Raw genomic sequence first — 24,981 nt, 5'->3', positions numbered from 1 at the left:
GATAGCATGAACTTGAAAGTATTCATAATAGCAGGAATATGCATACTGGGAGGCATCCGTATATGTGCGCAAGGAGCAGAGACGAACGACACCGTGCCCCGCCATCCGCTCACCCACGAGGTCGGCATCGACTTCCGCCCCGTCTACATCATCCCCACCAATGAGTTCTTTGCAGGCGAGAATGCGACATGGCAACCTTTGCGTAAGTCCGTGTCGGCACACCTGAAATACTCTTTCCGGTTTCATCCGGAATCGGAGAGAGGAAAATTATACCCGTACACATATCAGGGGATCGGCGTTTCGTATCACTCCTTCTTTGACAAGGCTGAAATCGGCACCCCGGTTTCGGTATATGCTTTCCAGGGCTCGCGCATTGCCCGGCTCTCCCCCCGGTTGTCACTGGATTATGAATGGAACTTCGGAGCCTCCTTCGGGTGGGAAAAGTACCATACGGAAACCAATTCCTACAATTATGTAGTAGGCTCGCGCATCAATGCCTATATCAACTTAGGCCTCTTGCTGAACTGGCACCTGGCGGCAGGATGGCGGCTGACGGCGGGCATCGACCTGACCCATTTCTCCAACGGGAACACCCAATACCCCAATGCAGGCGTCAATACCGCTGGGGGCAGGATTGGCTTGGTGCACACGTTGGGAGAGAGCGCCGGGACGGCAATGCCCGGCAGGCCGGCCGCCCTGCACATCAAACCACACATCAGCTATGACGTCGTCATATACGGCGCCTCGAAACGGAAAGGGGTTATCAAGCCGGACGAAGCCTACCTGGCACCCGGTTCGTTCGGCGTATTGGGCTTTAATTTCAATCCCATGTATAACTTCCACAAATATTTCCGTGCCGGGGCATCGCTCGATGTACAATATGACGAAAGCGCCAACATCAAGGAATACGAGGCCGATTATAGCGACCAAACCGAACGCCGGTTTTACCGTCCGCCATTCAAGGAACAACTGGCAATCGGGTTATCCGTACGGGGCGAACTGGTCATGCCGATCTTCACGATCAATTTAGGCATAGGCTACAACGTTTACCACAAGTGTTCCGATACCCAAGGGATGTATCAGATCCTGGCGTTGAAAACCTCCGTCACCCGCGACCTGTTCCTGCACGTAGGATACCAGTTGAGCAAATTTAAAGACCCCAACAACCTCATGCTGGGGATAGGGTACCGGTTCCACAATAAACGATAAGAATATACTATGTCCAAACATTTTTTGTATGTTTGGAATATTTTCCTTATCTCCTTAGAATAAGGACTTTGGGTAGATTTCCCGATTTTGAGGTAACGAATTGCCAACCGTTTTTGTTGCTGTATTCTGCTTTGATATGCTTTCTTGGCAACTCAATTTGACCACAAATATAGCGAATATATCTCAAACTTTTCTTCAATCAGGGAAAACAACGATTTTATTTCCCTGATTGCATTTGAACTTTCAGCATATTTTCCAATACAATCATATCTGCAACAAATTGTTTGTAATCGTTTGCAGTTTGCGATATGGGATAAAAATATGTTTGTAGTTTAGCATTATTATCAATTCCATATCCTAATAGCTCATAACTCTCTTTTTGACATATTCTATCACTTGGCTGTATAAATGTTCCACACTTTCCTCTTAAACGATACATATATGTTATCATTTGATGAATATCATCTCGGTTAATCTCTCTTTTATATTTTGCATCTATAATATAGCAGTCTGCTTCTCTATAAAAATCGGGATAACGAGGAAATTTATTTTTCGCCAAGTATATTTGTCCAGTTCCTTGTTTGTTATTAGGATGTTTGAATCCTTGCTTTGTAAGAATAGAGGCAAGATACTCTTCCCATAAATAAGATACATCAAACAAAACTCCATGTATTTTATCATCTTTTGCTCCGTACTTAATTTTTTCGTGTCTTAATATACGCAAGCAGAGCCTTTGGAGTGGTGTATAACGGAAGTAATATGGATGATTTACAATTTTTGAATTGCTTTTTATTACCTTCTCTCTTTCTTGCCTACTATAACTTGGAGTTGCGGATATGATTTGAGCAACATTAGCATGCGTTTCTGCATCATTTTCCAACAACATTTTTCCGAATGAAGTTTTACCAATGTAGTCAATCGTATGTCGTATCAGCTCCGTTACATGATTGTCATAACTAAACTCTCGTGTACGATAAGCGATACGACCGTTAAATGGCAAATTTGTTTTCAAATGCCTATTGATATCTACTACACCTTGTACATTAGCATCATTGTATTCATTCCGTTGGTATTCTTTATATACTCCTTGCGCTAATGCTTCTTTGAGAAGTTTGGGAAACAGATATAAAAGGAAATCGAATATTCGTTCATTTGTAGTTCCATGTGATAAGTTTACAACATTGACACATAAAACTTTTTGAAGCATATAATGTAAAAAGAAATCCTCTGTATTTTTAGAAAAACGAGAATGAATGGAAACGGATTGTCCATTCATACCAATGAAACCCGCCATATTCCCTGTTTCCAATATAGCTTTTGTACATTTATTATCTTTCCAGTTGGTTTGCAACGAAAATAGATATTGACTCCCCATTTCATCCTCGCACTGGCTAAATGAATGAGGATAAACAAGCAAGTCATTACCCTTATCGTCTAACAATTCTGATATTTTTCTGTTAGCAATATTATTGAATGATAGATATTCTTCGAAGTTATCTGAAGAAGAATACTGTGTATTATCTTTCAATATCATTGTTGTCATTTTCGTTATAGTAAACAGATTCAAGCATTTTTAGATTCTCCATAGCATTTGCCGTTCCCCTTAGATATTCAAAAAGCACTCCTTTCAAGTGATTTTCCCAAAGGTGTCTGTATGCTAATTTCTTATTAGTATGCTCCTCATTAAGATAAAGTTGCAATTTACTGAAATAAGAACCGCCAATATGATATGCTGCATTTAACCCTTCTATGCCAGTATTGGATTCTTCATTCCATATTGCTGCATTCAAGCGTTTCATTACTTCTATAACTTCATCTTTCATTTCTTGAAGTGTATCCAGCATTCCAGTATTTTCATTTGCTTTTATTTCTTCCCATGCGAAACGACGGCGCATGGCAAAATCCATGCTTTCTACGCTACGGTCTATATCGTTCATAGTTCCGATAATATAAACATTACTTGGTACATAGAATCCGTCATAGAAAGAATCAGTTTTATCCGTTATCAGATTTTGGTATTGCGTTTTAACCAATCCACTTTCTCCACGATAGCTTGGGTCTATGCTGAAAAACAATTCTCCAAATATCTTTGATATTTCCCCACGATTAATCTCATCTATGATGAAAACATAATTAAATGAGGTAGGATCATTGGCGGTTTCCTTTATAGGAAATTGTTTCAGTATATAATCGCCTATTGATTTAAGATAGGTATCATTAGTAGGGCATATCTTATTGACTAAGTAGTTTAACATTCTATCATCAGAAACGCTCCAATTCTTTTGCCCTTGCTTATTATACACACATATAATGCCCCCATCTATATGTACATGTATCATCGTTTTGCTTCTAAAACTTTGTATATCTATGGAAGCATTGTTTAATTTGTCTTTGAATAATTTTAAAGATTCTTTATAAGGAGTGAAATCAGTGGATTCTTCTTTTTCTTTTATTGCTCTTTTGCAGAAAATCTTAAAGACTCCATCTTTTCTTTCAAACCCAATATTTCCGTTACTGTCCGGTGGAGTCGGTCGTAACCCCTCTACAAAATCAGTATAGTCATAGGAAGGGTGGAATTGCACAAAATCATATTCTGCATCCATTGCTTCTGCTATGGCTTTAGCCAAATATGTTTTTCCTGTTCCTGGTGCTCCTGTTAGAATGAGATTCTTATTAGCCTCTAACAACTTAATGTATTTTTCGTATTTATTATCTTCCATATCAGTATAGTTGCTGTGTAATAAGTAATTTGATATATATTGGGGAATATCATTTTTTTGATTCAATGTTCCATAAGGCTGCCATTGCTTTTCTGTAGATTGGATATTAAATTCGGAGGTTGAAATGTATCCTTGTTCCTTAAAGCACAACCAAGCAACATCAATATAATGAGAATAATATGATTCATCGCCATCGTCATCCACGCCGGCATAGTGAATTTTATCTTTAAATTTATATTGAGATAATGCAATTCCAATGCCCCAAAGACCGAAATTATTATTGGTGCAACAGATAATATCTCCTGCTTTTATTTGTTTAATTAACGTAAATGGTCCTATAGCTGTTTGGTCATCAAGATATTCTTGTTTTATTTCATCAATAGTATAGTTTGTATAATCTGTATGCTCCCATCCTATCGACATGAGGTTTTGGGTAAGAAAACCTTTCCATGCAACATCTTTTTGTCTCTTACAATGAGTGGGACAGATAAAATAACACTTATGTTGATTTCGCAAATCAGAAATATCCAAATCATTAGGAATAAAAAAATTAGCAGTATCCCTTTCTATTCCCAATTCAGTCATAAAATGTTCAAATTGTTCTGATAGATAATCATCTGATATTTCTTTATATAATTTTAGCTCACGAAATTTGTTGTTAGTCTGAGTGCCATCTCCATGATTGGATGTATGCTTTTCCCTTGTGTTATTTTTATAACCGACAAATCGACTTGGAGCAAATAGCAAGGTATTACCAAATGGCTCAACCACATACCATTTCCCTCTTTGAAATCGTTGCAAAGCCCATTCTCTATCCTCTACTATTGTACTTTTGGCATAAGAATATAGAGTATAGATGTTTTTAACGACATCTATTCTGTTTTCTATGAAATCTGTCCTTTCCATTGTTTGCTTTCAAAATAACTGGTACAAAAGTACAAAAAATCCGTGATACGGTATACCATTACCACGGACTTTATTGTGATTTACAGCTTAATACCCCTATTTTGTTTCCTTGTCGGCATTCCCAACGCTTCCATAAACTCGTCTTTCTTTCGTCTGAACCAGCTAATGTGTGAAACACCGTCTATGTTGAGTTCAAAATTTCCTTCTATGTCCTGTTTGAGTGAACAAACCGCACTGTCAGCCTTGAAGCGTTGGTTAAACTCACGGGAATATAGTTCGCCTTTAATGGAAGCGTCTTTGAACATACAGAGTTTTCTAATGACGTCATCGCCAAAATGCAGAGTTTCACGTAGGAATTTTATTGTCGGCATCAGCTTCTCAACATATGGAAAATAGCGTTTAACGAAATCCACGAACTCGGACAATTTGTGGTTCTGTTGCTCATATGTACTTTTCATGTCCTGCATCTGTTTGGCTTGCCATTCCTCTCTTTGTTGAACTTCATCTTCAAGTTCAGAAATGCGGTTTTGCAATGCGGAATTCTCCCTTTCCAATGTTTTGACCTTGTTACTTCCGAAAAGAGAACTTACACTTTCCGCTATGTTGGTGGCTGCGGTCGTGGCTACACCTTTCAACTTCTCGGTCTGAACTTCTTTCTTGGCTCGTCTGAGTTCTTCCTGTGCCGTTTCTTTGCGGCCTTTAAGCTGTCCGATGTCTGTTCGTAATTGTTCCGTCTGCCGCATCAGGTCACGGTAATACTGTCGTGTGGTGATATGCTTCGCTTCCGAGCCGTCAATGCCACGCTGTAAACCGTAGCCGCTCATGGCTTGGGCGTAGGTGTCCTGATAGGATTTGAGTTTGATTCGTGTCATAATCTCATCTGCACACAATCGGGCTGTATCTGTCGGCTTCTTGCGGTATCGCTTCTTAACCTGTTCCTCTTTCTTCTTGCGCTTGCGCTCTCCCTTGACTATCGGTACAAGGGTGGCGTGTATGTGCGGTGTCTGCTCGTCCATGTGCAAGACTGCCGACACGATATTCTCCCTGCCGAAGGTATCGGCAAGGTATTTCAGATTGTCGTTGCACCATTTATCAAGTCTGCCCTCGTTGGTGATGCGTTCCATATCCCCGTGCGTTCCCGTGAGCAGGACACGGATAGCCCTCACTTGGTTGTTGCCGATTTTGCGTGCCAATTCTGCGGTGTCCAGTCGGTGCTGTATGGCTTGTGTCCTGTTCTCCACCCCGTCAGGGAACCTTATCAGTTCCCTATTGAGGTGCGTCCTGCTCTCATCGGCATTCTTCGGTTTGATGGTGCGCTCTATGTGCGCTGACATGGCGGCATCCGTTCCGCTTGTCTTTTCCATGTGTAATACTGCATAACCCATATAATAATCCTTTCTTTTTAACTTGTGAAACAATGGTTGATGATTTACTTTTGCACGGCTTTTGCCGTTGACTGGGAGTGTCCAGAGAGGTGCAATCTCTTTGGCTTATTGGGGGGATTTTCAGCGTTGCTTGCAATGCGGCTCGGACAAATTCCCTAATAAGCTACGGCATTTTCCGTTGGTAAATATCCGTGCGGCTGCAAGCATACCTCTCCCTACATTTTCAGCCCTCGTTTTTTCGGTGGCTGCATCATCCGCCTTGCGGATTGGACTTGCTTCTCCTGCTTTATCGGCTCTGCCGATTGGAACAAGGGCTTACCGCACAGGTAGTCGTTCAGGTCTTTGTACCCGTTGTAGTTTTGGGAGAAGTCCCTGATACGTCCGGCAAACTCTCCTGCCAGTTCCCAATACGCTTTCCGTCCTGCCTCGTCATTGTCGAGCAGACTGTGTATGCGCTCGTACCCGTGCAGCACGTCTATGGCTTTGGATACGTTGGAAACGGAATTGAGAATAACGTAATCCTGCCTGTCAAGGTTGGGCATGGTCGGGCAGTTCTTCATCCGCAAGGTGAGGAATGAAAGATAGTCCGTCATCCCCTCAAACACGAGGCATTTCTCTCTCGGCTCTCCCGACTGTCGGATATGGCTGATGTCCTTCGGGGCGATACAGCCCTTGAAGAAACGGTTGCGCACTTCATAGCCTCCTGCCACATTCGGGAACCCTATGGCGAAATAGGGTTTACCGTTGTGGACGAAGTGCAGTTCCTTACATTCCGCTTGCGCCAATGCGGTGTTTATTCCACGCTCCTGCAAGTAACGGAGCAATGCAGGGTGCGTGAGTTCTCTCACTTCCAAATGTTGGAAACTCGGTTCGGATGCCTGCTGGCGAAAAGAGAAAGACACGGGACGGACGTGCGGTGCTTGTTCCGCTATCTTGCCAAGCAGGTAAGGCACATAGTCCGAACCGTAAAGCTCCTGCGCCAAAGCGATGATGTTGCCGCCCTTGCCTGTTCCGAAGTCGTACCATTGGTTGAGTTCGGTGTTCACCTTGAACGATGCTTCCGTTTCCTCCCTGAACGGTGATTTGTACCAAAGGCTTTTGCCCTGCTGCTTGACGGGGTTGTAGCCCAAACTTTGCAGATAGTCTGCGATATGTATCTTCTTTGCTTCCTGTGTAGTCATAATCTTCCTATGGTTTTAATGGTGAATGAAAATCGTTGATTCGTTGAATGGTATATGTAAGATACTTATATCCATATAGATATATTCTCAACATCCGCTCAACAAACCACTCGCCAAAAGAGAAACAGACAATCGCTCGTGGCTTTATGACTCAACTTCTCTTTTGGTCTGTTGAGATTTTGTTGAGAGTGTATATTGTTTATTATCAGTATGGTTATATCCTTATTCAACAATTCAACAAAAAGACAATGGATTTACAGCGTTTCAAGCTGCTGCCTTGTGACGGTATAGAAGCGTCCCACTCTCCTTATCGGCTCATACCGACACTCCCGATTGTAGTTCAGTTGGTAGGTGGTGTATGTAAGTCCGTTCGGTGCAGGTGTGAGCTTCCAGCACTCCTGCAATACCTTTCTTACTTGGTATTTCTCCGCCTTGACATATGTGTTTGCCAACAGCGTGAGAATGTCATTGCAGCAAAAAGAGAAAGAGTCGATACCCGTGCTTACCATAATGTCAAGTATAAGTTCGCACATCTCAATCTCCAATCTGTTGCGGTTGCTGCGGATTATCTTCTGCAAGGCTTCGGTATGCAGCAATGACGGTGCAAACCACATACGGCTCTCTTTCTCGGTGGATAACTGTCTGTACTGCAAGTGGTAGAGGGAGGCAGGGATTTCCGCTTTTAATTTTTGTAGGAAGTCAGTATCGTCCGACTGCAAGCGGTCTATCTTCCGCACCCAATAGCGTGTTTCCCCTGCGTCTATGATGACGGGCAGATACTCGTTGTTGGAACACAGCACGAACTTGGCGAAGAAGGCTATCTCATCACGGTCTTTGCCTTTGGCTTCCACCTTGTAGGATAATGTGGTACTCAGGTTCTTCAACCGTTCGCTGTCCTCCCTACGACTTAACAACACCTCATCCACCACGATAAGCAGCTTGCCAGCCCAATCGGAATTGAACTGGCTGCGGAAGTCCTCGTTGGTATTGAATGTCACGTTGTTCTGAAAGAGGGCTTTCAGAAAGTTCAGGAACGTGCTTTTGCCAGTGTTGCGTTCTTCCGACACCAACAGCAGGATTGGCAACTTTTGAATGGGTTGCAGGTAGAGCAGTTGCAGGTAGTCCATGCCCAACTCGTATTGTTCCCCGAAGATGTGCTTTACTAACGAACATATAGAGGGGAAATTACCCTCCATCGGTTTGTGGTCTATCGGTTCATAGAGGTTCAGGAATTTGTCCACTATCGGATGGTAGTTCACATGGTCGGGAACCGTGCAGAAGCCGTCATACTTGGGGACGGTGGCGAGATAGTGCTTACCATAGTCCTGCCGTAATGTTTCGTTATTCCACACGATGCGTTTCTTCACATAGCCACCGTTCAGTCGGGGCTGGTTCACTAACTTGTAGAGGGTCGTACCCACTCGGATAAACTCCTCTTTGCAGATGTCTGATTTACTCATTGTTCATACGCTTAAACGGTTGATAAATAATCGTATGCAAAGTTAGAGTGAGCCGCTTAAAACCTTGATACGCAAATCACTGCAGAACGGAGCAAAAAACACACGGTATGAAAAACTTGCAGTATATCGGAGAACATAACCATAAAAAATCCCGAAGAAACAACCGTTATAGAGGGGTGCTTCTTCGGGATTGCCACATTCCTGTGAATGAATGACAATACGCCTACCCAATTATGTATATGGATACATTTTCGGCAATGGGAATACGCATCGGTTTCATTACTTCATGTCGTCATATCAATACACTTTACGCTTGATATTCAGATGATTTTATGCTATTACACAGCGAAAAGTAGATGCTTGTTTTCTCTTTTCGCAAGTACATCCTTTCAATTAAGTCTTTGCGTACCCGTTCCGCTCCGTATGAACGGATGCGGAAAGCAAGAGCGACAACCATTTCAAGGCAGTAAACATCCATGCGGCATTTGTCCGATAGGCGAATATACTGCTGCGCTTCATGCTCTGTCAGTATTCCGCTTTTATAGACTGCTTTGATTGCTGTACGGACGGATGGAGCGATAACTCCGAACAGGCTGACAAGTTCCGCTTCGCTCATCCATACCGTTTCACTCGGTATAGTTATCGTACCGTGCTCTGTGATTTCGATGATATTCCTTTTCATTGTCCTGCCATTGATACGTTGTTGAACGATTGGTTCAGTCTGTTGCCGAGCATCGTAAGGTCGTTGTCCAATTTCTGCGTTGTGATTTTGGCGTAGATTTGGGTCGTGACTATGTTCGTGTGTCCCAAAACACGGCTCACGCTCTCAATAGGCATACCCATGCTCAAAGCCAACGTTGCAAAGCCATGTCTTGCACAATGAAACGAGATGTCCTTTGTTATCCCACACTCTTTCATCACCTTTTTCAGAGGTTTGCAGATAGACCAGTAGTTGAGATTGGGGAAAACAAGGTTGTCCTCTTGCAGGAGGCGGTAACGCTCTATTATCTGCAAGGGAATATCCAGCAGTTTCACTTGGAACGGCACTTTTGTCTTATGCCGTTTCGATAATATCCACTTCTCACCGTTTACTTCCACGATATTGTCATTGGTCAGTTCCTTGATGTCCACGAAAGAGAGGGCGGTGAAGCTGGCGAAAACGAAAATATCACGGATATAGGACAACTTGGCGTCCCCGAACTCGTGCGTCATCAACGCTTTCAGCTCGTCTTCTGTCAGGTACTCACGCTCCTTTACATTCGGGCTGATATGGAATTGGGCAAACGGATTTCTCGGTATCAAACCGTTGAAATGAGCACGCATCACTACACCTTTCAGCCACATACACTTTTCCCATATCGTTCCGTTATGCAGTCCCGCTTCCGTTGAGAGGTAGGCGGCGAACTCCTTGATGAAGTCGGGCGTAATTTCCAGCATGGACATATCCGTCCGCCTGTAGAAAGACTTGATGAACGCAGCCACACGGTTTCTTGCTCGAACTCGTGAGTGGTAGGTTGCCATTACCCTGTCCTTGCCGACACGCTTCTTGAACACCTCGTTTTCACGGTCGAACGCTTTGAGCAGTGTCTCGTACTCGCTGCCGATACCCTGATAGGCATTGCGCACCATTTCTGCCGTCACGAACGCTTCACGGTCGGATATGCGTTGATAGTGCTTGATGATTTGCGCCTTGATGTTATCCAAAGCCAGATTGATGTCCCGTGCCTCCTTGCTCTTGCCTTTGGCTCGGTTGCCCTTGATGTCCCAAAGCGTCTTCGGGACACTCTGCTTGCAACTGAACTGCGCCACAGTCCCGTTGATTGTCACTCGTCCCATGATGGGGACAATACCGTTTTTCTCCTTGCTGCCGTTCACGTAGAACAGCACTTTGAATGTACTTCTTGCCATACTCGTTTTTTTGTTTGCAAAGTTATTACTCAACGAGTTAGACCTTGATAAGCAAATCGGCGCAGAACGGCGCAATCATAGCAGAGAACGTTAAAATTGCATCCCGTTTCGGGTAACGATTTGAAAACCTTTCTGCTTCATAGAACTGCTTTCCTTTGCGTTTCCCGTTTTTTGCGGTTGGCTTCATTTGGCACTGTAAACGCTTTAATGATAGCCATTTCAGTGACATTTCAACCTCTTTTCTCGGTTATTCCAAAGATTTTCGCTAAATTTGCGCGATAATTAAAAGACAATGATTGATAAGACTGTTTTTGAGAACAAGATAGCCGCATACTATACCTTAGGATGCAAGCTGAACTTCGCCGAAACTTCGACCATAGGGAAAGTCCTTGCCGAACAAGGCGTACGCAAAGCCCGTCCGGGTGAAAAGGCTGATATTTGCGTTGTCAACACCTGCTCTGTGACAGAGCTTGCCGACAAGAAATGCCGCCAGGCAATCCGCCGGATCGGCAAGCAGCATCCGGGGGCGTTCGTCGTCGTGACCGGTTGCTACGCCCAGTTGAAGCCCGAAGAGGTTTCGCATATCGAAGGGGTCGATCTCGTCTTAGGAGCCGAACAGAAACTGGACCTGTTGATGTATTTAGACGACCTGAAAAAGAAAGAAGAGGGAGGCGCCGTGATCGCTTCCCAAACGAAAGATATCCGTACCTTCTCCCCCTCCTGCTCGGCGGACGACCGTACGCGTCATTTCCTGAAAGTGCAGGACGGATGCGACTATTTCTGCTCCTACTGTACGATCCCGTTCGCCCGCGGACGTAGCCGCAACGGGACGATCGCCAGCATGGTGAAGCAGGCCGAAGAGGTGGCCGCGAGCGGGGGGAAAGAGATCGTGCTGACAGGCGTCAACATCGGCGACTTCGGGAAGAGCACCGGGGAGACGTTTATCGACCTGATCCGGGCGCTCGACGAGGTGGAAGGGATCGTGCGCTACCGCATCTCCTCCATCGAACCGAACCTGATCACGGACGAGGCGATCGATTTCGTGGCGCGTAGCAAGCGTTTCGCCCCCCATTTCCATATCCCGTTGCAAAGCGGGAGCGACGATGTGCTGAAATTGATGCGCCGCCGTTACGACACCGCCCTGTTCCGCCATAAGATCGAAAAGATCAAAGAGATCATGCCTCATGCCTTTATCGGCGTCGATGTGATCGTCGGTACGCGGGGCGAAACGGATGCCTATTTCGAAGATGCCCGCACCTTTATCGAAGGCTTGGACATCAGCCAGCTACACGTGTTCAGCTATTCAGAACGGCCGGGTACGCAAGCGCTCAAGATCGACCACGTCGTCGATCCGAAAGCCAAACATGCCCGGAGCCAGCAACTACTGGACATATCCGACCGCAAGCTCCATGCATTCTACGAAGCCCATATCGGTCAACAGGCGAATGTTCTGTTTGAGCAAACCCGCAAGGGAGGCATGATGCACGGCTTCACGGAAAACTATATAAAGGTAGAGATCCCTTACGACGGTTCGCTGGTAAACGAAACCCGGCAAGTCATACTGGAGGGTTGGAACGAAGACAAAACGGCGTTGGTAGTAAAGATTATTGAATAAATCATCATTTACACAAATAAAAACGAATAAAACCATTATGTGGAGTAAAATACAATATGCGCTTATCTATAGTTGGGTAAAGGTCCATGCGATCTTGCCGATGTGGGCGTTGTATATATTATCGGATATCCTTTATGTACTGATCTATAAGGTTGTCAGATACAGGGTAAAGGTCGTCAGGCAAAATATGAGAGCCTCCTTCCCCGACAAATCGGATGCCGAGCTCCGACGCATGGAGCGGGATTTCTACCACCATTTCGCCGACTACATAGTCGAAACGATCAAGCTCGCCCACATCTCCCTCGAAGAGTTGCAACGCCGGGCTTTCCTAAGGAATCCCGAACTGGTGGACAAGCTGATGGAGAAAGGACATACCTGCTTTATCCTCCTGATGGGGCATTACGGCAACTGGGAATGGTTCTCCGGCTCGACCTCCCGCTTTAAGAACTCCCGTATCTACCAGATATACCGCCCGCTCAGCAACAAGGCTTTCGACCGCCTGTTCATCAACCTGCGTACGAAATTCGGTTCCTACGGGATCAAGAAGCAGGACACCGTGCGGGATGTCATCACCCTGAAAAAAGACAAAACCCCTTCGGTCGTGATCTTCATCGCCGACCAGACGCCAAGCCGGAACAACCTGCACTACTGGACAACATTCCTGAACCAGGAATCCTCCATCCTGACCGGTCCCGAACGCCTCGCCCGCAAATTAGACCTGCCCGTCATATTCCTCGATACGAAGCAGGTGAAACGCGGCTACTATACCGTAGATATGAAACTGGTTACAGAGACTCCCAAAGAGACATCCGAGGACTGGATCACCGAACAATATGCCCGCCTGATGGAAAAATGCATCTTGCGCAATCCGGCTAACTGGCTTTGGACGCATAAGAGATGGAAATACAAGAGAATTGAAAGTGGAAAGGTGAAAGGTGAAAGTTAAATTACACAAAAAAAGAACACACACTATATGAAAACAAACGAAAACTTTCAACTTTCAACTTTCAACTTTCAACTGGACAAACGTCTTGCCGTCGTCATCCTCAACTGGAACGGCCGGGCGCTGATGGAGGAGTTCCTGCCCTCCGTTGTCGCTAATACGCCCGGCGAATGGGCGGATGTAATCGTTGCCGACAATGGCTCGACCGACGATTCCATCGAAATGCTAAAGGCCAAGTTTCCGACGGTCGGCATCATCCGGTTGGACAAGAATTACGGCTTTGCCGAAGGATATAACCAGGCATTGGAGCACATCGGGCACGAATACACGGTCTTGCTGAACAGCGATGTCGAAGTCACTCCGGGATGGCTGGATGCGCCTATCGCCGCCATGGATGCCGACAAGAGCATAGCCGGGGCCCAGCCCAAAATACGCGCCCAGCGGAATAAGGAATATTTCGAGTATGCCGGAGCGGCAGGAGGATATATGGACCGGTACGGCTATCCGTATTGCCGCGGACGCGTCTTGCACATTGTGGAGAAAGACGCCGGACAATATGACACACCGGCCGACCTGCTCTGGGCCACGGGTGCCTGTCTGTTCGTCCGTACATCGATCTACAAAGAGGCCGGCGGTCTGGATGCCGGATTCTTTGCCCATCAGGAGGAAATCGATATGTGCTGGCGGTTACGTTCGCGTGGCTACCGGTTGGTTTGTACGCCCTCGTCGGTTGTGTACCACGTGGGAGGCGCGACGCTGAATGTCGAGAGCCCGCGCAAGACCTTCCTCAACTTCCGCAACAACCTGCTGATGCTCTATAAGAATTTGCCGGAAAAGGATTTGAAGCACGTGATGCGCACGCGTTTTTGGCTGGACTATATTGCCGCGGCCAAGTTTCTGCTGACCGGCCATTATCCGAATGCCCGTGCCGTGTATGAAGCCCGGAAAGCGTTCCATGAGTTAAAACCGTCTTATGAACCGGTCCGCCGGGAGAATCTTGCCAAAACAAAACTTTCCGACATCCCGGAATTGCGAAAAGGAAGCCTGATCCTGGCGTTCTATTTACAGGGGAAAAAGAAATTTACGGAGCTATAAAAAGAGAGGTTAACAGGCAAACGGACAAAATGCGGACAAAACGGCACTCCATGTATTCAAAATCCCGAGGATGATTGCAAGGGAAAGTAGGGCTTTCCCTTACCTGCTACAGATTCGAATGTTGTAAAATGTCGATCATAATCGGCTTGAAACCGCTAACGAAACACTCTACGGCGATCACCATCAAGATCAATCCCATCAGGCGCATCATGACATTATTGCCCGTTTCGCCCATATAGCGGTTCAAGCGGGTGGAGGCGCGGAGGATCAGATAAGTGATAAAATAGATCAGGCCGATCGTCCCGATCAAGATGCACTTCTTTGCCAATGTGACGGCATCATCCATCAGCATCAGGGCATTGGCGATCGCACCAGGGCCGCAGAGCATCGGGATGGCAAGGGGCGTGATGGAGATATCATTCACATACGTCTTCACCTCCTCTTCTTTCAGCTTGGCTTTCGCATAGCGTGCCTGCAACATATCGAAACCGATCGTGAAGATGATGATACCGCCCGCAATACGGAACCCATTCGTCGAAATACCGAAGAACTTGAACAGGAACTGCCCGGAGAATGTGAACACCATCAGCGTCATAAACGACACGATCGTGGCACGACGGACAATGGCACGCCGTTGCTCCTCGCTCATGCCATTCGTCATAGTCAGAAAGACAGGCATCGTCCCCAACGGATTTGTCAACGTAAAAAACGAGGTGAAACATAACAGAAAGAAAGGTAACAATGATTCCATGATAATACTTTTTTTATTGGTACATTATTTTTCCCATACTAAATAAGCAGACACGAGCCAATGGTTCAACTTGTTCCCGTCTATCCCGGCGGCTTCGGGAATGCTGACCGTGAAGAAATCTCCTTTCGCGGGAATTTCGCGGGGTCCGCATGCCGTCAGAAGCAACGTCACCGCCAGCGAAAAGAGTAAAACAATCTTCTTCATCATTTGCGTTTAGTATTTAGTAAGCTCTTTAAGCAACTGCTTCTGCGCGGCAGCCCTATCGCCATGCACACACGGGCCTGTCACACACCCGCCTTCGCAGGCCATCACCTCGATGAATTGTCCCGGAGCCTTGCCCGTCTTGGCGTAAGCACGTAGCAGGGCGACGTTCTTCTTTGTCAGGTTGGCGACCTGGATCGTGTTGAGGTTGGCAACCTGGTCTTCTTTCAAGTACACCTTCACGGCGTTGATCACGCCGCCGGCCTGGGCAAATCCGTGCGCCTCACGTACGGCATTGAACAGGACGGAGAACGGTTGTGCCTCTTCCACCTTGATATCCAATCCGGCGAGCACCGAACCTATTTCCTCGAACGTGAGCGTGAAATCCACACACGGGTCCATCTTCACCTCTTTCCGTTTCGCCACGCACGGGCCGACAAACACGACCTTGGCATCCGGATATTTCTCCTTCACAATCCGGGCGGTGTAGTACATCGGCGAACCGGTAGTCGAAATATATTTCTTCAAATCCGGGATATGCTTCTCGGCAAGCTGGATATAAGACGGACAACAACTGGTCGTCATGAATGGTTGGCCTTCCGCCAGCTTTTCTTTCAGTTCTTCGGCTTCATGGCGGGTTGTCTCCATCGCTCCCTGCGCCACTTCGACGACTTCGAGGAAGCCCAGCGACTTGATGGCGCCGTAGACCTTTTCCACCGGAGCCGCAAACTGGGCCAGAATGGACGGGGCGACAATGGCCACCATCGGTTCTTTGTTGCGCAGGCGTTGCAGGATGTCGAACACCTGGGAGATCTCGAAGATCGCTCCGAAAGGACAGGCGTTTACGCATTTGCCGCAATAGATACATTTGGATTCGTCGATATGCTCCACCCCGTACTCGTCCTTACTGATCGCTTTCACCGGGCAGACTTCCTCGCAAGGGATCGGGATATACACGATCGCATGGTAGGGGCAGTTCTGGTGGCATTTGCCGCAACTGATGCAGGTGTCGTGATCGATCTCCGCCTGCCCGTTCTTCTTGAAGCGGATCGCGTCTTTCGGACAGTTCATATAGCAGCTTCGTGCCACACAACCACGGCAGAGGTTCGTTATCTCGTAGTTCACCTGCACGCAGGACGAACAGGCTTCATCCACCACGCACATCAGGTTCTCTTTCTTGTTTTCCGAACGCAACAACGCTTGTTTGGCATATTCGGACAGAGGAGTCAGCTCGTCTACCTCATCCTGCATATCGAATCCGAGCAACGGCAATGTCTTGTACTTCCACACCGCCCGTTCCTTGTGCACGCAGCAACGGCCGATGACTTTCGATTTACGGGGACTCAACTCGATAGGCAACCGGTCTATCTCTTCGAGCAGACGGTTTTCTTTCCAGAGTTTCACTAACTTCGCCAGCAATCCGTGGCGGACAATCATTACGTTGTTGGTAAATGCCATGGTGAATCTATTATTTGTGCTTTATTTGGTTACAAAGATAAGGCGCATATAGCCCTCCCGCAAAATAACGGGTAGGCTAAACCACAAAAATATGTTAAACTATGCTTTTTCACCAACAAAACATAGTTTCCGTGGGCAGAAAGCTATGTTTCCTTGCATCGTGACAACTGTGACAAATGACAATATTACAATATTACAATTAGCTAAAAGAGAATTTTCTCTTTTAGTAAAATAGTATAATATATATATAATATATATTATACTATTTCTATAGAACCGATTATCCCCCCCCTTGTTATTGTAATATTGTCATTTGTCACAATTGTCACGACAAGGAGGTAGAAACGTCTCGCAAAGAAGGATGGACGCGCTATGGATATCGCCTCCGAAAGGCGGGTTTAACTTAGAGAGTTTCAACTCGATAGCTTCCAGTTGCGGAAAGCGTTCTTTCAAGGCATACAGGATACGGCCGGCCGCATGCTCGATCAGCTTAGAGGGGATATCCATCTGCTCTTTTACAACTGCATAGGCGGCGGCATAGTTGATCGTATCGTCCAATTCATCACTTTTTACGGCCTGTTCCAGCGGTGCCGTAAGGGTCAGGTTCACAACGAAATGGTTCCCGACCTTCGTTTCCTGCGGCATTACCCCGTGGTAGGCATAGAATTTCATGGCCGTCAGTTCTATCTTTGTTGTCATAATTCGTTATTTTATCTGTAAATGTAAATAAAGTAAACCTTTCTGCAAAAAAATAGTCTTATATTTGCGATATGCAGAGACGTACGGCCGTGCGTCTCCAACAAACAATACGAAATATGATGGGAATAAAGCAAAAAGAAGAAAACACAAACGGCGGCCTGCATAACACCCTCGCAACCGGCACGACCGTTAAAGGCAATATCCAGACGGAAACAGATTTCCGTCTGGATGGAAAAGTAGAAGGAGATGTAAGTTGTAGCGGCAAGATCGTGATCGGCCCAAAAGGGAACGTCACGGGAAATATCGTTTCCGCAAATGCCGAAATATTGGGCGAAGTGGAAGGCTCCGTACACGTCAGCGCCAAACTTGTCCTGAAAGCGACCGCCGTCATCAAAGGCGATATATTCGCCCAAACCCTCGAGATCGAACCGAACGCCCGCTTCAACGGCGTCTGCAAGATGTCAGGCGAATCTTCCTGAATGCTTAATCAGTTCCGCAATCTTGTTGTTCAGGCTATCAGCCTCGATCAGTTTCTCCAACGTGATGTGCATCCTGTACCGCCAGTAATGGTTTGAATTGGACGGGACGTTGATGCGCTCCGCTTCGTAATCTTTCCGTTTGATGGAGTCGTCCATTGCGAACCAGTCCTGCAAAGGGATAATGGCCAGCATCGAAGCGGTTGCCAGATGGTTGGAGACGATCTGCGCCGCCAGATCAGCCGTACATTCTTCCGGTGCATCCCCGGCATGTCCCAGCACATTGTTGTAATAACGTTGTGTTTTGGCACGATCCTCTTTCCACCAGCTACGGAGCGGCGTCATGTCGTGGGTGGATGTCGTGCAAACCGAATGGTAAGGCAGGTTGCCCAGGTCCGAGAACTCCCGTTGCGGAGTCTTGGGCATACGTTCTATTTCGAGGCTGAGTATTTGCAACTTGTTCATCACATCGGGTACGGACTCCGGGATCATCCCCAAGTCTTCGCCGCATACCAGCATATTCGTGCTGCCCATCAACGGAGTCAGGCGGCTAAAAGCCTGCGCCTTCCAGAACTCGTTATGGCGGTGATAGAAGAAGTTCCAATACAACTGGTCGAAAGCATACCGGTCGGAAGCGCTCAACTCGCGATACAGGTAGGACTGGCTGGCCGAAATACGCGGATGGAATTTATCCGGTTCACGCGGGTCGCGCAGGAACAGAACCTCATTGGCTATGGCAAACAGCCCCTTCCTGATCCGAAGGGACGCCTCGTCCGTCTTTCCGGCAAACAAAGCCTCTACCTTGCGTTGCGTATCGCAGAAGGGCTTCAACACGAAATGATGCGACGACGACTGGGCCAGGAACGTGCCGATCACCACCTCCGTCTGGTCGCCAAAGAGTTCGGACAGGAACTCGCGGTTGATATGCGGGGTAGTCAGACGGGCTTCGTTGAAGTTCAATCCGTATTGCTCGATCTCGCTACGGGTAAGCGGCAAAGCCGGGTTGAAATGCCCGCAAAGCCCCTGCACATAGTCCGACGGCACTTCCCAGATGCGGAAGAAGCCTAAGATATGATCGATGCGGAAGCAATCGAAATAGTCTTCCAGCTTGCGGAAACGTTTCTTCCACCAGGAGAAATTATCTTTCTCCATCATATCCCAGTTGTAGGTCGGGAATCCCCAGTTCTGACCGTTCACGGAGAAATCGTCGGGCGGAGCGCCGGCCTGCCCGTTCATGTTGAAGTATTTCGGCTCCATCCATGCCTCGACACTCGTACGATTCACGCCTATAGGCAAATCGCCTTTCAACACGATCCCGTTCTTGCGGGCATAATCGGAAACGGCTTTAAACTGGGTATGCAAGATGTATTGCAAGAAATACAGGAATGATATTTCCGGGTACGCCCGTCCCGTCACGGAGCAAAGCTCGCGGATGCTGTTCTTGTCGAATACGGAGTTTTCTTTCCATTGTGTAAAGTCGGAAGTCCGGTACGTGTCGCGCAGGTAACAATAGGCGGCATACGGCATGAGCCACGATTCGTTTTGCTTGAAGAACTCCTGGTATCCCGGGGTGGACAGGATCGCTTCTCCCTCCTGCCTGAAGTATTCCCGGCAATATTCCAACTTATATCGAACCGCCTGTTCGTAATCTACGGTGTCCGACTCATTCAACTCGGCTTGTTTGCGGGCATAGAAGGCCGCCCTTTCGGGGTCCGCCAAGCGTAGAGACGCACGGCCGAGCGTCTCTGCAACGTTCAAACCGTCCAGGCTGATATACATCGGGTGAAGGGCATAAATCGAGATGGCGCTATAGGGGTACGAATCGGTGCTGGTATGCGTCGTTGTCGTATCGTTCATCGGGAGCACCTGGATAATGCGTTGGTGCGTTTTCTTCGCCCAATCCACCAGCATACGCAAATCCCCCAGGTCGCCGACTCCGAAGTTCTTTTCCGAACGCAAGGAAAAGACCGGGATCACCGAACCGGCACACCGCCACAAGGGCAGGTTATCGCGGAAATAAAGACCGGAAACGATCGCCGTCTCTCCTACCTGTTGCGGAGGCAGATCGAGGACGCGGTTCTCATCTTCTTCCCAGTATAAAGGTTGTTGCTGGTCGTCGCAGATCAGAAACTTATATTCCAACGGATAGGTAATACCACCCGCATCCAGGTCTATATGCCAGACGGGGAAGGTGTCGCAACTCAATATTAACGCCCTGTCGGGATGCCAGTTGCCCAGACATTCCTGATTGCCGGTGATAGCCACACGCTGGTTCTTTTCGACACGCGGGACGGATATCTTAATCGTTAGCCGTTTCCCGCTCTTTACCACCCGTTCGTGCGTATTACACGGATGGGCAAACAAACTTTTGGTAAATGCAGAGGTATAGAAAGCCAGATGGGCAGGGCGGACCTGCCAATAGTCATATAGCGTATATTGATCTGCCTGGCCGATAAAGAATACCTGATGGTTCTTCTCCCATTCCTCGAATATCTGCTTATCGTTTATACTCAGGAAATACCTGTATTCTATCTCTTTCACGGGGGTAGTCACTTCCAGCTCGAGCTGCCAGTTTCCATCTCCCTTATAACTCATTTCTTTTGCCAGAGCGGGTTCCCAGGAACCAAGCTCCGGTATCGACCCTACAACACATAACTTCTGCCCCCAAACGGTATGGAAGTTGATATTAAAGGTGACTTTCATGGTACTTTTATATTTATAATTTTTGATTTTTGATTTATGATGTACGCGTCGACGATAAATCATAAATCAAAAATCATAAATCTTTTCATCCGCATCTCGAAGCGCCGCAATTGGTACAGATCAGGCAACCTTCCTGGTAGACAAGTGTTTCATGTCCACAATTCGGGCATTTCTGGCCTTTTGCCTCCATACCGTTCGGCAGGTATTTCTTCAATGCGCGTTCCACACCGTTCTTCCAGGTGTTGATAGATTCGTTGTTCAGTTCCATCCCTTGGACCAGCTTGATCACCTGGTCGATCGGCATGCCGTAGCGCAAAACGCCGGAGATCAACTTGGCATAGTTCCAGAACTCAGGGTTGAACTTGCCGTCCAAACCTTCGATCGTCATTTTATAGCCACGCTTGTTCTTGAACTGGAAGTCGTAGTGCTTCTTTCCGTCCTCGTCGTAGCTCTTGATGATGCTACCTTTCGATACGTTCTTCGGCAACATGATGCCTTCGTCGTCATCGGCAAGACCGGTGAAGATTTCGTACGGGCGGCCATTCAGCAAACCGACAAATGCGATCCACTTCTCGCGGTTGTTCTGGAATTTCACCACATCGGCTTCCAGCTCGCGCGGGCGGGTCGACACGATGACCGGCGGCTCCATGCAATTGCAATCTTCTTTTTTCTTCTTCTTATTATCCGTCGACAACAAAACGCCTGAACGGGAGCCGTCACGATAAACCGTACATCCTTTGCAACCGCACTTCCAGGCTTCCACATACAGGGTGTCCACCAATTCTTCCGTCACATCGGCCGGCAGGTTGATCGTCACACTGATGGAATGGTCCACCCATTTCTGGATACGGCCTTGCATACGGACTTTCTGTAACCAGTCCACATCGTTTGAAGTCGCTTTATAGTAAGGAGACTTGGCAACCAACTCTTCTACTTCTTCCTGCGAATATTTCTTGGAAGCGGAGAAGCCGTTAGCCAACATCCAGGTTACGAACTTATGATGGAATACGATATATTCTTCGAATGCGTCGCCTGTTTCGTCGACAAAGTCGACGCGGGCTTCCGCATCGTTCGGGTTCACCTTGCGGCGGCGGCGGTACACGGGTAGGAATACCGGTTCGATGCCCGAAGTAGTCTGTGTCATCAAGCTGGTCGTCCCGGTCGGCGCGATCGTCAGACAGGCGATATTACGGCGGCCGTATTTAACCATGTCGTCATACAATTCCGGATCGGCTTCACGCAAACGGTTGATAAACGGGTTCTTCTCTTCGCGTTTTGCATCGTAAATCTCGAATGCGCCACGCTCTTTGGCCATTTCGACAGAAGAACGATAGGCGGCCAGAGCCAGCATCTTCTGGACCTCCTCGGCAAAATCGGTAGCTTCTTCCGTACCGTAGCGTAATCCCAATGCGGCAACCATATCTCCCTCGGCGGTGATACCCACACCGGTACGGCGTCCTTGCAAAGTCTTTTTCTGGATCTTTTCCCACAGATGGCGCTCGCTTTGTTTTACTTCCAATGATTCGGGGTCGGAATCGATCTTTTCGAGAATCTTTTCAATCTTTTCCGATTCCAGGTCGATGATATCGTCCATGATGCGTTGTGCCAGGATAACATGTTTGCGGAACAGGTCGAAATCGAAATAGGCATCTTTCGTGAAAGGATTGACTACATACGAATATAAGTTGATCGCCAACAAACGACAACTATCGTACGGGCACAAAGGAATTTCACCACAAGGATTGGTCGATACCGTACGGAATCCGAGGTCCGCATACGAATCGGGAACTGACTCTTTCAGGATGGTATCCCAGAAAAGCACGCCCGGTTCGGCCGACTTCCATGCATTATGAATGATTTTTTTCCAGAGTCCGGCCGCATCGATCTCCTTCACGGTGGTAGGTTCCGGCGAGTCGATCGGATATTGCTGTTTATAAGGAGTCCCGTTGACTACCGCCTGCATAAATTCGTCATCGATCTTCACAGAAACGTTAGCTCCCGTTACTTTCCCTTCCGTCATCTTGGCATCGATAAACGATTCCGAATCCGGATGCTTGATAGAGACGCTGAGCATCAAGGCTCCACGACGGCCGTCCTGGGCCACTTCGCGGGTTGAATTAGAATAACGTTCCATAAAAGGAACCAGTCCGGTTGATGTCAACGCCGAGTTCTTTACAGGAGATCCTTTCGGACGAATATGTGATAAATCGTGACCAACACCGCCACGACGTTTCATCAACTGCACTTGTTCTTCATCAATTCGAATAATCGCACCATACGAATCGGCTCCTCCATCCAATCCGATTACAAAACAGTTAGAGAGTGAGGCAATTTGAAAATCATTGCCAATTCCCGTCATCGGGCTTCCCTGCGGCACGATGTAGCGGAAATGATCAAACAGGTTAAAAAGTTCCTCTTCCGACAGAGGGTTAGGATACTTTTTTTCTATACGGGCAATTTCACTCGCCAGACGGTGATGCATATCTACAGGAGACTCCTCATAGATATTCCCGAATGCATCCTTCAAGGCATACTTATTTACCCATACTTTTGCGGCCAATTCGTCGCCGGTAAAGTAGTCCAGTGAAGCCTTAAACGCTTCATCGAAGGTGTAAGTTTTACGATTCACGATTGTTTTAAGTTTAATGATGTGCAAGTTTAAGCATAGTTTATGGATTAGCCAAATTATTCAACAAAGAAAATATATATTGTTGACAAGTTTCCCCTTTCTCTAATAAACCATGTTATTTATCAACAGCTTACCTTTTCCTTTAGTTCAAAAAGTTTCCCAAAAAGAAAACCCGCCCTACAACAAGGTTTTCCAGAAACAGAAAAAGGACGCAACCCGCAAGCGCATCCTTTCATCAAAATATCGCATTCTATCAGGCTTTGAGCAAAGCCTCGATCTCTTCTACCGAAGAACGGAAAGATTTATTCGTTTCGATCTGGTCCTTTACCGTCTTACAGGCATGCAGGACCGTTGCATGGTCACGCTTTCCGACGATCTTTCCGATATGGGAGAAAGAACTATCGGTGTACTTCTTCGCCAGGTACATCGTGACCTGACGCGCCTGTACGATTTCACGCTTGCGCGAGTTGGTCTGGATGGTAGCCAGTTCCAGATTATAGTATTTACAGACTACGTCCTGAATAGATTCTACGGACACCTGCTTCTTTTCCAATTTTACGACACGGCTCACCACCTGTTTGGTCAGGGGCAGGTCGATCATGCGGTTGAACGCCGTAGAATAGGCCAGCAAGGAAGCGACGATACCTTCCACGTCGCGTACGTTCTCCGTCACGTTGCTTGCAATAAAGTTGAATACATCGTCCGGGATTACCACTCCGTCGTGGCTGATCTTGTTTTTCAGGATCTTCTTACGCAAATCCAGGTCAGGGCGATCCAGCTCGGCCGTCAATCCCCACTTCAAGCGGGTAATCAGGCGTTCCTCCATTCCCTGCAAGTCTACAGGTGCTTTATCCGAGGTCAGGATCAATTGCTTACCCAGCAGGTGCAAGTGATTAAATATATGGAAGAAAGTGTTCTGTGTCTTATCTTTTCCGATCAGTTCCTGGATATCGTCCAGAATCAGCACGTCGACGCCCTGATAGAAATACATGAAGTCGTTTGTCGTATTTTTCCGGATAGCTTCCGTATATTGTACGGTAAAGAGATGGGCCGATATATACAGCACCTTCTTTTCCGGGTGGATCTCCTGGATACGGTTACCGATCGCATGGCACAAATGGGTCTTTCCCACGCCGGATGCCCCGAACACGAACATCGGATTAAAGGTCTTTCCCGGTTCCTGGGCGATAGCCTCGCTCGAAGAACGGACCAAGCGGTTGCTTGTTCCTTCAAAATAATTGTCGAAGTTGTATTTGGGGTTCAAATGCGAATCCCAGTCCTGCCGGGCTTTTGATTCGAATAATGAAGGGATTTCCGCACTTTTCTTGCCGGTACGGGGAGCGTCATTACCGGTAGGTAAAGTGATCATGCCATCCTCTTTCACCTTATCAACGACCTTGATACGATAGTTCAATATCGTACCCTGTCCCATCACTCGATATAAGGTAACTTTCAATACGTTCACATACTTCTCTTCCAGATACTCGTAAAAGAACTGGCTGGGTACCTGAATCGTAAATTTATTATCCTCGTATGATAATGGTATGATAGGTTTGAACCATGTGTTAAAAGCGGCCTCAGGGACGATGTCCTTAATGACTACGAGGCATTTATTCCACAAAGTTTGATATTCAGTTTGCAT

The 24,981-nt window shown here is 47.0% G+C and carries 19 protein-coding genes; 5 read left to right on the top strand and 14 right to left on the bottom strand.

The features are described 5' to 3' along the window. Nucleotides 1–6: 6 nt before the first annotated feature. On the top strand, nucleotides 7–1,209 hold the full coding sequence (locus tag ACPYIV_RS00095; protein ID WP_425884917.1) for an acyloxyacyl hydrolase: 1,203 nt from the start codon (nucleotides 7–9) through the stop codon (nucleotides 1,207–1,209). A 217-nt stretch (nucleotides 1,210–1,426) separates the two neighbouring features. Here the strand turns inward: ACPYIV_RS00095 and ACPYIV_RS00090 are convergent, their stop codons facing one another. The 7 genes from ACPYIV_RS00090 to ACPYIV_RS00060 all read right to left on the bottom strand — a co-directional run bounded on the left by ACPYIV_RS00090 (nucleotide 1,427) and on the right by ACPYIV_RS00060 (nucleotide 10,769). Then, on the bottom strand, nucleotides 1,427–2,743 hold the full coding sequence (locus ACPYIV_RS00090) for an McrC family protein (protein WP_425884915.1): 1,317 nt from the start codon (nucleotides 2,741–2,743) through the stop codon (nucleotides 1,427–1,429). Beyond that, on the bottom strand, nucleotides 2,727–4,835 hold the full coding sequence (locus tag ACPYIV_RS00085; protein ID WP_425884913.1) for an McrB family protein: 2,109 nt from the start codon (nucleotides 4,833–4,835) through the stop codon (nucleotides 2,727–2,729). The genes ACPYIV_RS00090 and ACPYIV_RS00085 overlap by 17 nt, the downstream gene beginning before the upstream one ends. Before the next feature lie 80 nt (nucleotides 4,836–4,915). Next, entirely contained in the window at nucleotides 4,916–6,220 is a 1,305-nt protein-coding gene (gene mobV / locus ACPYIV_RS00080) for a MobV family relaxase (RefSeq protein WP_320975569.1), read from the bottom strand. 215 nt (nucleotides 6,221–6,435) lie between these two features. Then, complete coding sequence (locus ACPYIV_RS00075) at nucleotides 6,436–7,401, bottom strand: toprim domain-containing protein (protein WP_136014998.1); 966 nt, start codon at nucleotides 7,399–7,401, stop codon at nucleotides 6,436–6,438. 254 nt (nucleotides 7,402–7,655) lie between these two features. Further along, nucleotides 7,656–8,861, bottom strand: a complete 1,206-nt coding sequence (locus tag ACPYIV_RS00070) for a primase-helicase family protein (protein ID WP_425884910.1) — start codon at nucleotides 8,859–8,861, stop codon at nucleotides 7,656–7,658. Between the two features lie 307 nt (nucleotides 8,862–9,168). Beyond that, nucleotides 9,169–9,543: a hypothetical protein gene (locus tag ACPYIV_RS00065; RefSeq protein ID WP_320975571.1), complete on the bottom strand. Its 375-nt coding sequence runs from the start codon at nucleotides 9,541–9,543 to the stop codon at nucleotides 9,169–9,171. Next, nucleotides 9,540–10,769 (bottom strand): tyrosine-type recombinase/integrase, encoded by a 1,230-nt coding sequence (locus ACPYIV_RS00060; protein ID WP_425884908.1) that lies wholly within the window; start codon nucleotides 10,767–10,769, stop codon nucleotides 9,540–9,542. Before ACPYIV_RS00060 ends, ACPYIV_RS00065 begins: the two co-directional genes overlap by 4 nt. 292 nt (nucleotides 10,770–11,061) lie before the next feature. Between ACPYIV_RS00060 and mtaB the strand changes: the two genes are divergently transcribed. From mtaB to ACPYIV_RS00045, 3 genes are read left to right on the top strand one after another with little or no spacing between them, the layout of a single operon-like run. After that, nucleotides 11,062–12,384, top strand: coding sequence for a tRNA (N(6)-L-threonylcarbamoyladenosine(37)-C(2))-methylthiotransferase MtaB (gene mtaB, locus ACPYIV_RS00055; RefSeq protein WP_301704669.1), 1,323 nt, complete (start codon nucleotides 11,062–11,064; stop codon nucleotides 12,382–12,384). A 37-nt stretch (nucleotides 12,385–12,421) separates the two neighbouring features. Continuing rightward, a complete protein-coding gene (locus ACPYIV_RS00050) occupies nucleotides 12,422–13,330 on the top strand; it encodes a lysophospholipid acyltransferase family protein (RefSeq protein ID WP_293732053.1) in 909 nt (302 codons plus the stop codon). Between the two features lie 27 nt (nucleotides 13,331–13,357). Continuing rightward, the gene (locus tag ACPYIV_RS00045) at nucleotides 13,358–14,422 is read left to right on the top strand and encodes a glycosyltransferase family 2 protein (RefSeq protein WP_293732054.1); all 1,065 of its coding nucleotides are present in this window, start codon (nucleotides 13,358–13,360) and stop codon (nucleotides 14,420–14,422) included. 106 nt (nucleotides 14,423–14,528) lie between these two features. Here the strand turns inward: ACPYIV_RS00045 and ACPYIV_RS00040 are convergent, their stop codons facing one another. The 4 genes from ACPYIV_RS00040 to folB form a co-directional block, all read right to left on the bottom strand. After that, nucleotides 14,529–15,173 carry a MarC family protein gene (locus ACPYIV_RS00040; RefSeq protein WP_293732055.1) on the bottom strand — a complete coding sequence of 215 codons (645 nt, stop codon included), beginning with the start codon at nucleotides 15,171–15,173 and terminating at the stop codon, nucleotides 14,529–14,531. Nucleotides 15,174–15,197: 24 nt separating this feature from the next. After that, the gene (locus ACPYIV_RS00035) at nucleotides 15,198–15,380 is read right to left on the bottom strand and encodes a hypothetical protein (protein WP_293739704.1); all 183 of its coding nucleotides are present in this window, start codon (nucleotides 15,378–15,380) and stop codon (nucleotides 15,198–15,200) included. Between the two features lie 6 nt (nucleotides 15,381–15,386). Then, nucleotides 15,387–16,832, bottom strand: coding sequence for a monomeric [FeFe] hydrogenase (locus ACPYIV_RS00030; protein WP_293732056.1), 1,446 nt, complete (start codon nucleotides 16,830–16,832; stop codon nucleotides 15,387–15,389). Nucleotides 16,833–17,141: 309 nt separating this feature from the next. Then, nucleotides 17,142–17,531 carry a dihydroneopterin aldolase gene (gene folB / locus ACPYIV_RS00025; protein WP_293732057.1) on the bottom strand — a complete coding sequence of 130 codons (390 nt, stop codon included), beginning with the start codon at nucleotides 17,529–17,531 and terminating at the stop codon, nucleotides 17,142–17,144. A 119-nt stretch (nucleotides 17,532–17,650) separates the two neighbouring features. On the opposite strand from folB, the gene ACPYIV_RS00020 reads away from it, so the two are divergent. Further along, nucleotides 17,651–18,010 (top strand): bactofilin family protein, encoded by a 360-nt coding sequence (locus ACPYIV_RS00020; RefSeq protein WP_293732084.1) that lies wholly within the window; start codon nucleotides 17,651–17,653, stop codon nucleotides 18,008–18,010. On the opposite strand, the gene ACPYIV_RS00015 is transcribed toward ACPYIV_RS00020, so the two are convergent. The 3 genes from ACPYIV_RS00015 to dnaA form a co-directional block, all read right to left on the bottom strand. Continuing rightward, nucleotides 17,993–20,710, bottom strand: a complete 2,718-nt coding sequence (locus ACPYIV_RS00015) for a 4-alpha-glucanotransferase (protein ID WP_425884904.1) — start codon at nucleotides 20,708–20,710, stop codon at nucleotides 17,993–17,995. The genes ACPYIV_RS00020 and ACPYIV_RS00015 overlap by 18 nt on opposite strands. 85 nt (nucleotides 20,711–20,795) lie before the next feature. After that, complete coding sequence (locus tag ACPYIV_RS00010) at nucleotides 20,796–23,339, bottom strand: adenosylcobalamin-dependent ribonucleoside-diphosphate reductase (RefSeq protein WP_293732059.1); 2,544 nt, start codon at nucleotides 23,337–23,339, stop codon at nucleotides 20,796–20,798. Nucleotides 23,340–23,592: 253 nt separating this feature from the next. After that, entirely contained in the window at nucleotides 23,593–24,981 is a 1,389-nt protein-coding gene (gene dnaA / locus ACPYIV_RS00005; protein ID WP_293732060.1) for a chromosomal replication initiator protein DnaA, read from the bottom strand.

Source organism: Parabacteroides vesiculifaciens (genome assembly GCF_049860805.1).
In the GTDB taxonomy this organism is placed as follows: Bacteria; Bacteroidota; Bacteroidia; order Bacteroidales; family Tannerellaceae; genus Parabacteroides.
This window is presented reverse-complemented; position numbering and strand designations above follow the sequence as displayed.

Bases quoted from the DNA above. Each gene is read 5' to 3' on its own strand.
- ACPYIV_RS00095 (WP_425884917.1), top strand. From the start codon at position 7: ATGAACTTGAAAGTATTCATAATAGCAGGAATATGCATACTGGGAGGC.
- ACPYIV_RS00090 (WP_425884915.1), bottom strand. From the start codon at position 2,743: ATGATATTGAAAGATAATACACAGTATTCTTCTTCAGATAACTTCGAA.
- ACPYIV_RS00085 (WP_425884913.1), bottom strand. From the start codon at position 4,835: ATGGAAAGGACAGATTTCATAGAAAACAGAATAGATGTCGTTAAAAAC.
- mobV (WP_320975569.1), bottom strand. From the start codon at position 6,220: ATGGGTTATGCAGTATTACACATGGAAAAGACAAGCGGAACGGATGCC.
- ACPYIV_RS00075 (WP_136014998.1), bottom strand. From the start codon at position 7,401: ATGACTACACAGGAAGCAAAGAAGATACATATCGCAGACTATCTGCAA.
- ACPYIV_RS00070 (WP_425884910.1), bottom strand. From the start codon at position 8,861: ATGAGTAAATCAGACATCTGCAAAGAGGAGTTTATCCGAGTGGGTACG.
- ACPYIV_RS00065 (WP_320975571.1), bottom strand. From the start codon at position 9,543: ATGAAAAGGAATATCATCGAAATCACAGAGCACGGTACGATAACTATA.
- ACPYIV_RS00060 (WP_425884908.1), bottom strand. From the start codon at position 10,769: ATGGCAAGAAGTACATTCAAAGTGCTGTTCTACGTGAACGGCAGCAAG.
- mtaB (WP_301704669.1), top strand. From the start codon at position 11,062: ATGATTGATAAGACTGTTTTTGAGAACAAGATAGCCGCATACTATACC.
- ACPYIV_RS00050 (WP_293732053.1), top strand. From the start codon at position 12,422: ATGTGGAGTAAAATACAATATGCGCTTATCTATAGTTGGGTAAAGGTC.
- ACPYIV_RS00045 (WP_293732054.1), top strand. From the start codon at position 13,358: ATGAAAACAAACGAAAACTTTCAACTTTCAACTTTCAACTTTCAACTG.
- ACPYIV_RS00040 (WP_293732055.1), bottom strand. From the start codon at position 15,173: ATGGAATCATTGTTACCTTTCTTTCTGTTATGTTTCACCTCGTTTTTT.
- ACPYIV_RS00035 (WP_293739704.1), bottom strand. From the start codon at position 15,380: ATGATGAAGAAGATTGTTTTACTCTTTTCGCTGGCGGTGACGTTGCTT.
- ACPYIV_RS00030 (WP_293732056.1), bottom strand. From the start codon at position 16,832: ATGGCATTTACCAACAACGTAATGATTGTCCGCCACGGATTGCTGGCG.
- folB (WP_293732057.1), bottom strand. From the start codon at position 17,531: ATGACAACAAAGATAGAACTGACGGCCATGAAATTCTATGCCTACCAC.
- ACPYIV_RS00020 (WP_293732084.1), top strand. From the start codon at position 17,651: ATGGGAATAAAGCAAAAAGAAGAAAACACAAACGGCGGCCTGCATAAC.
- ACPYIV_RS00015 (WP_425884904.1), bottom strand. From the start codon at position 20,710: ATGAAAGTCACCTTTAATATCAACTTCCATACCGTTTGGGGGCAGAAG.
- dnaA (WP_293732060.1), bottom strand. From the start codon at position 24,981: ATGCAAACTGAATATCAAACTTTGTGGAATAAATGCCTCGTAGTCATT.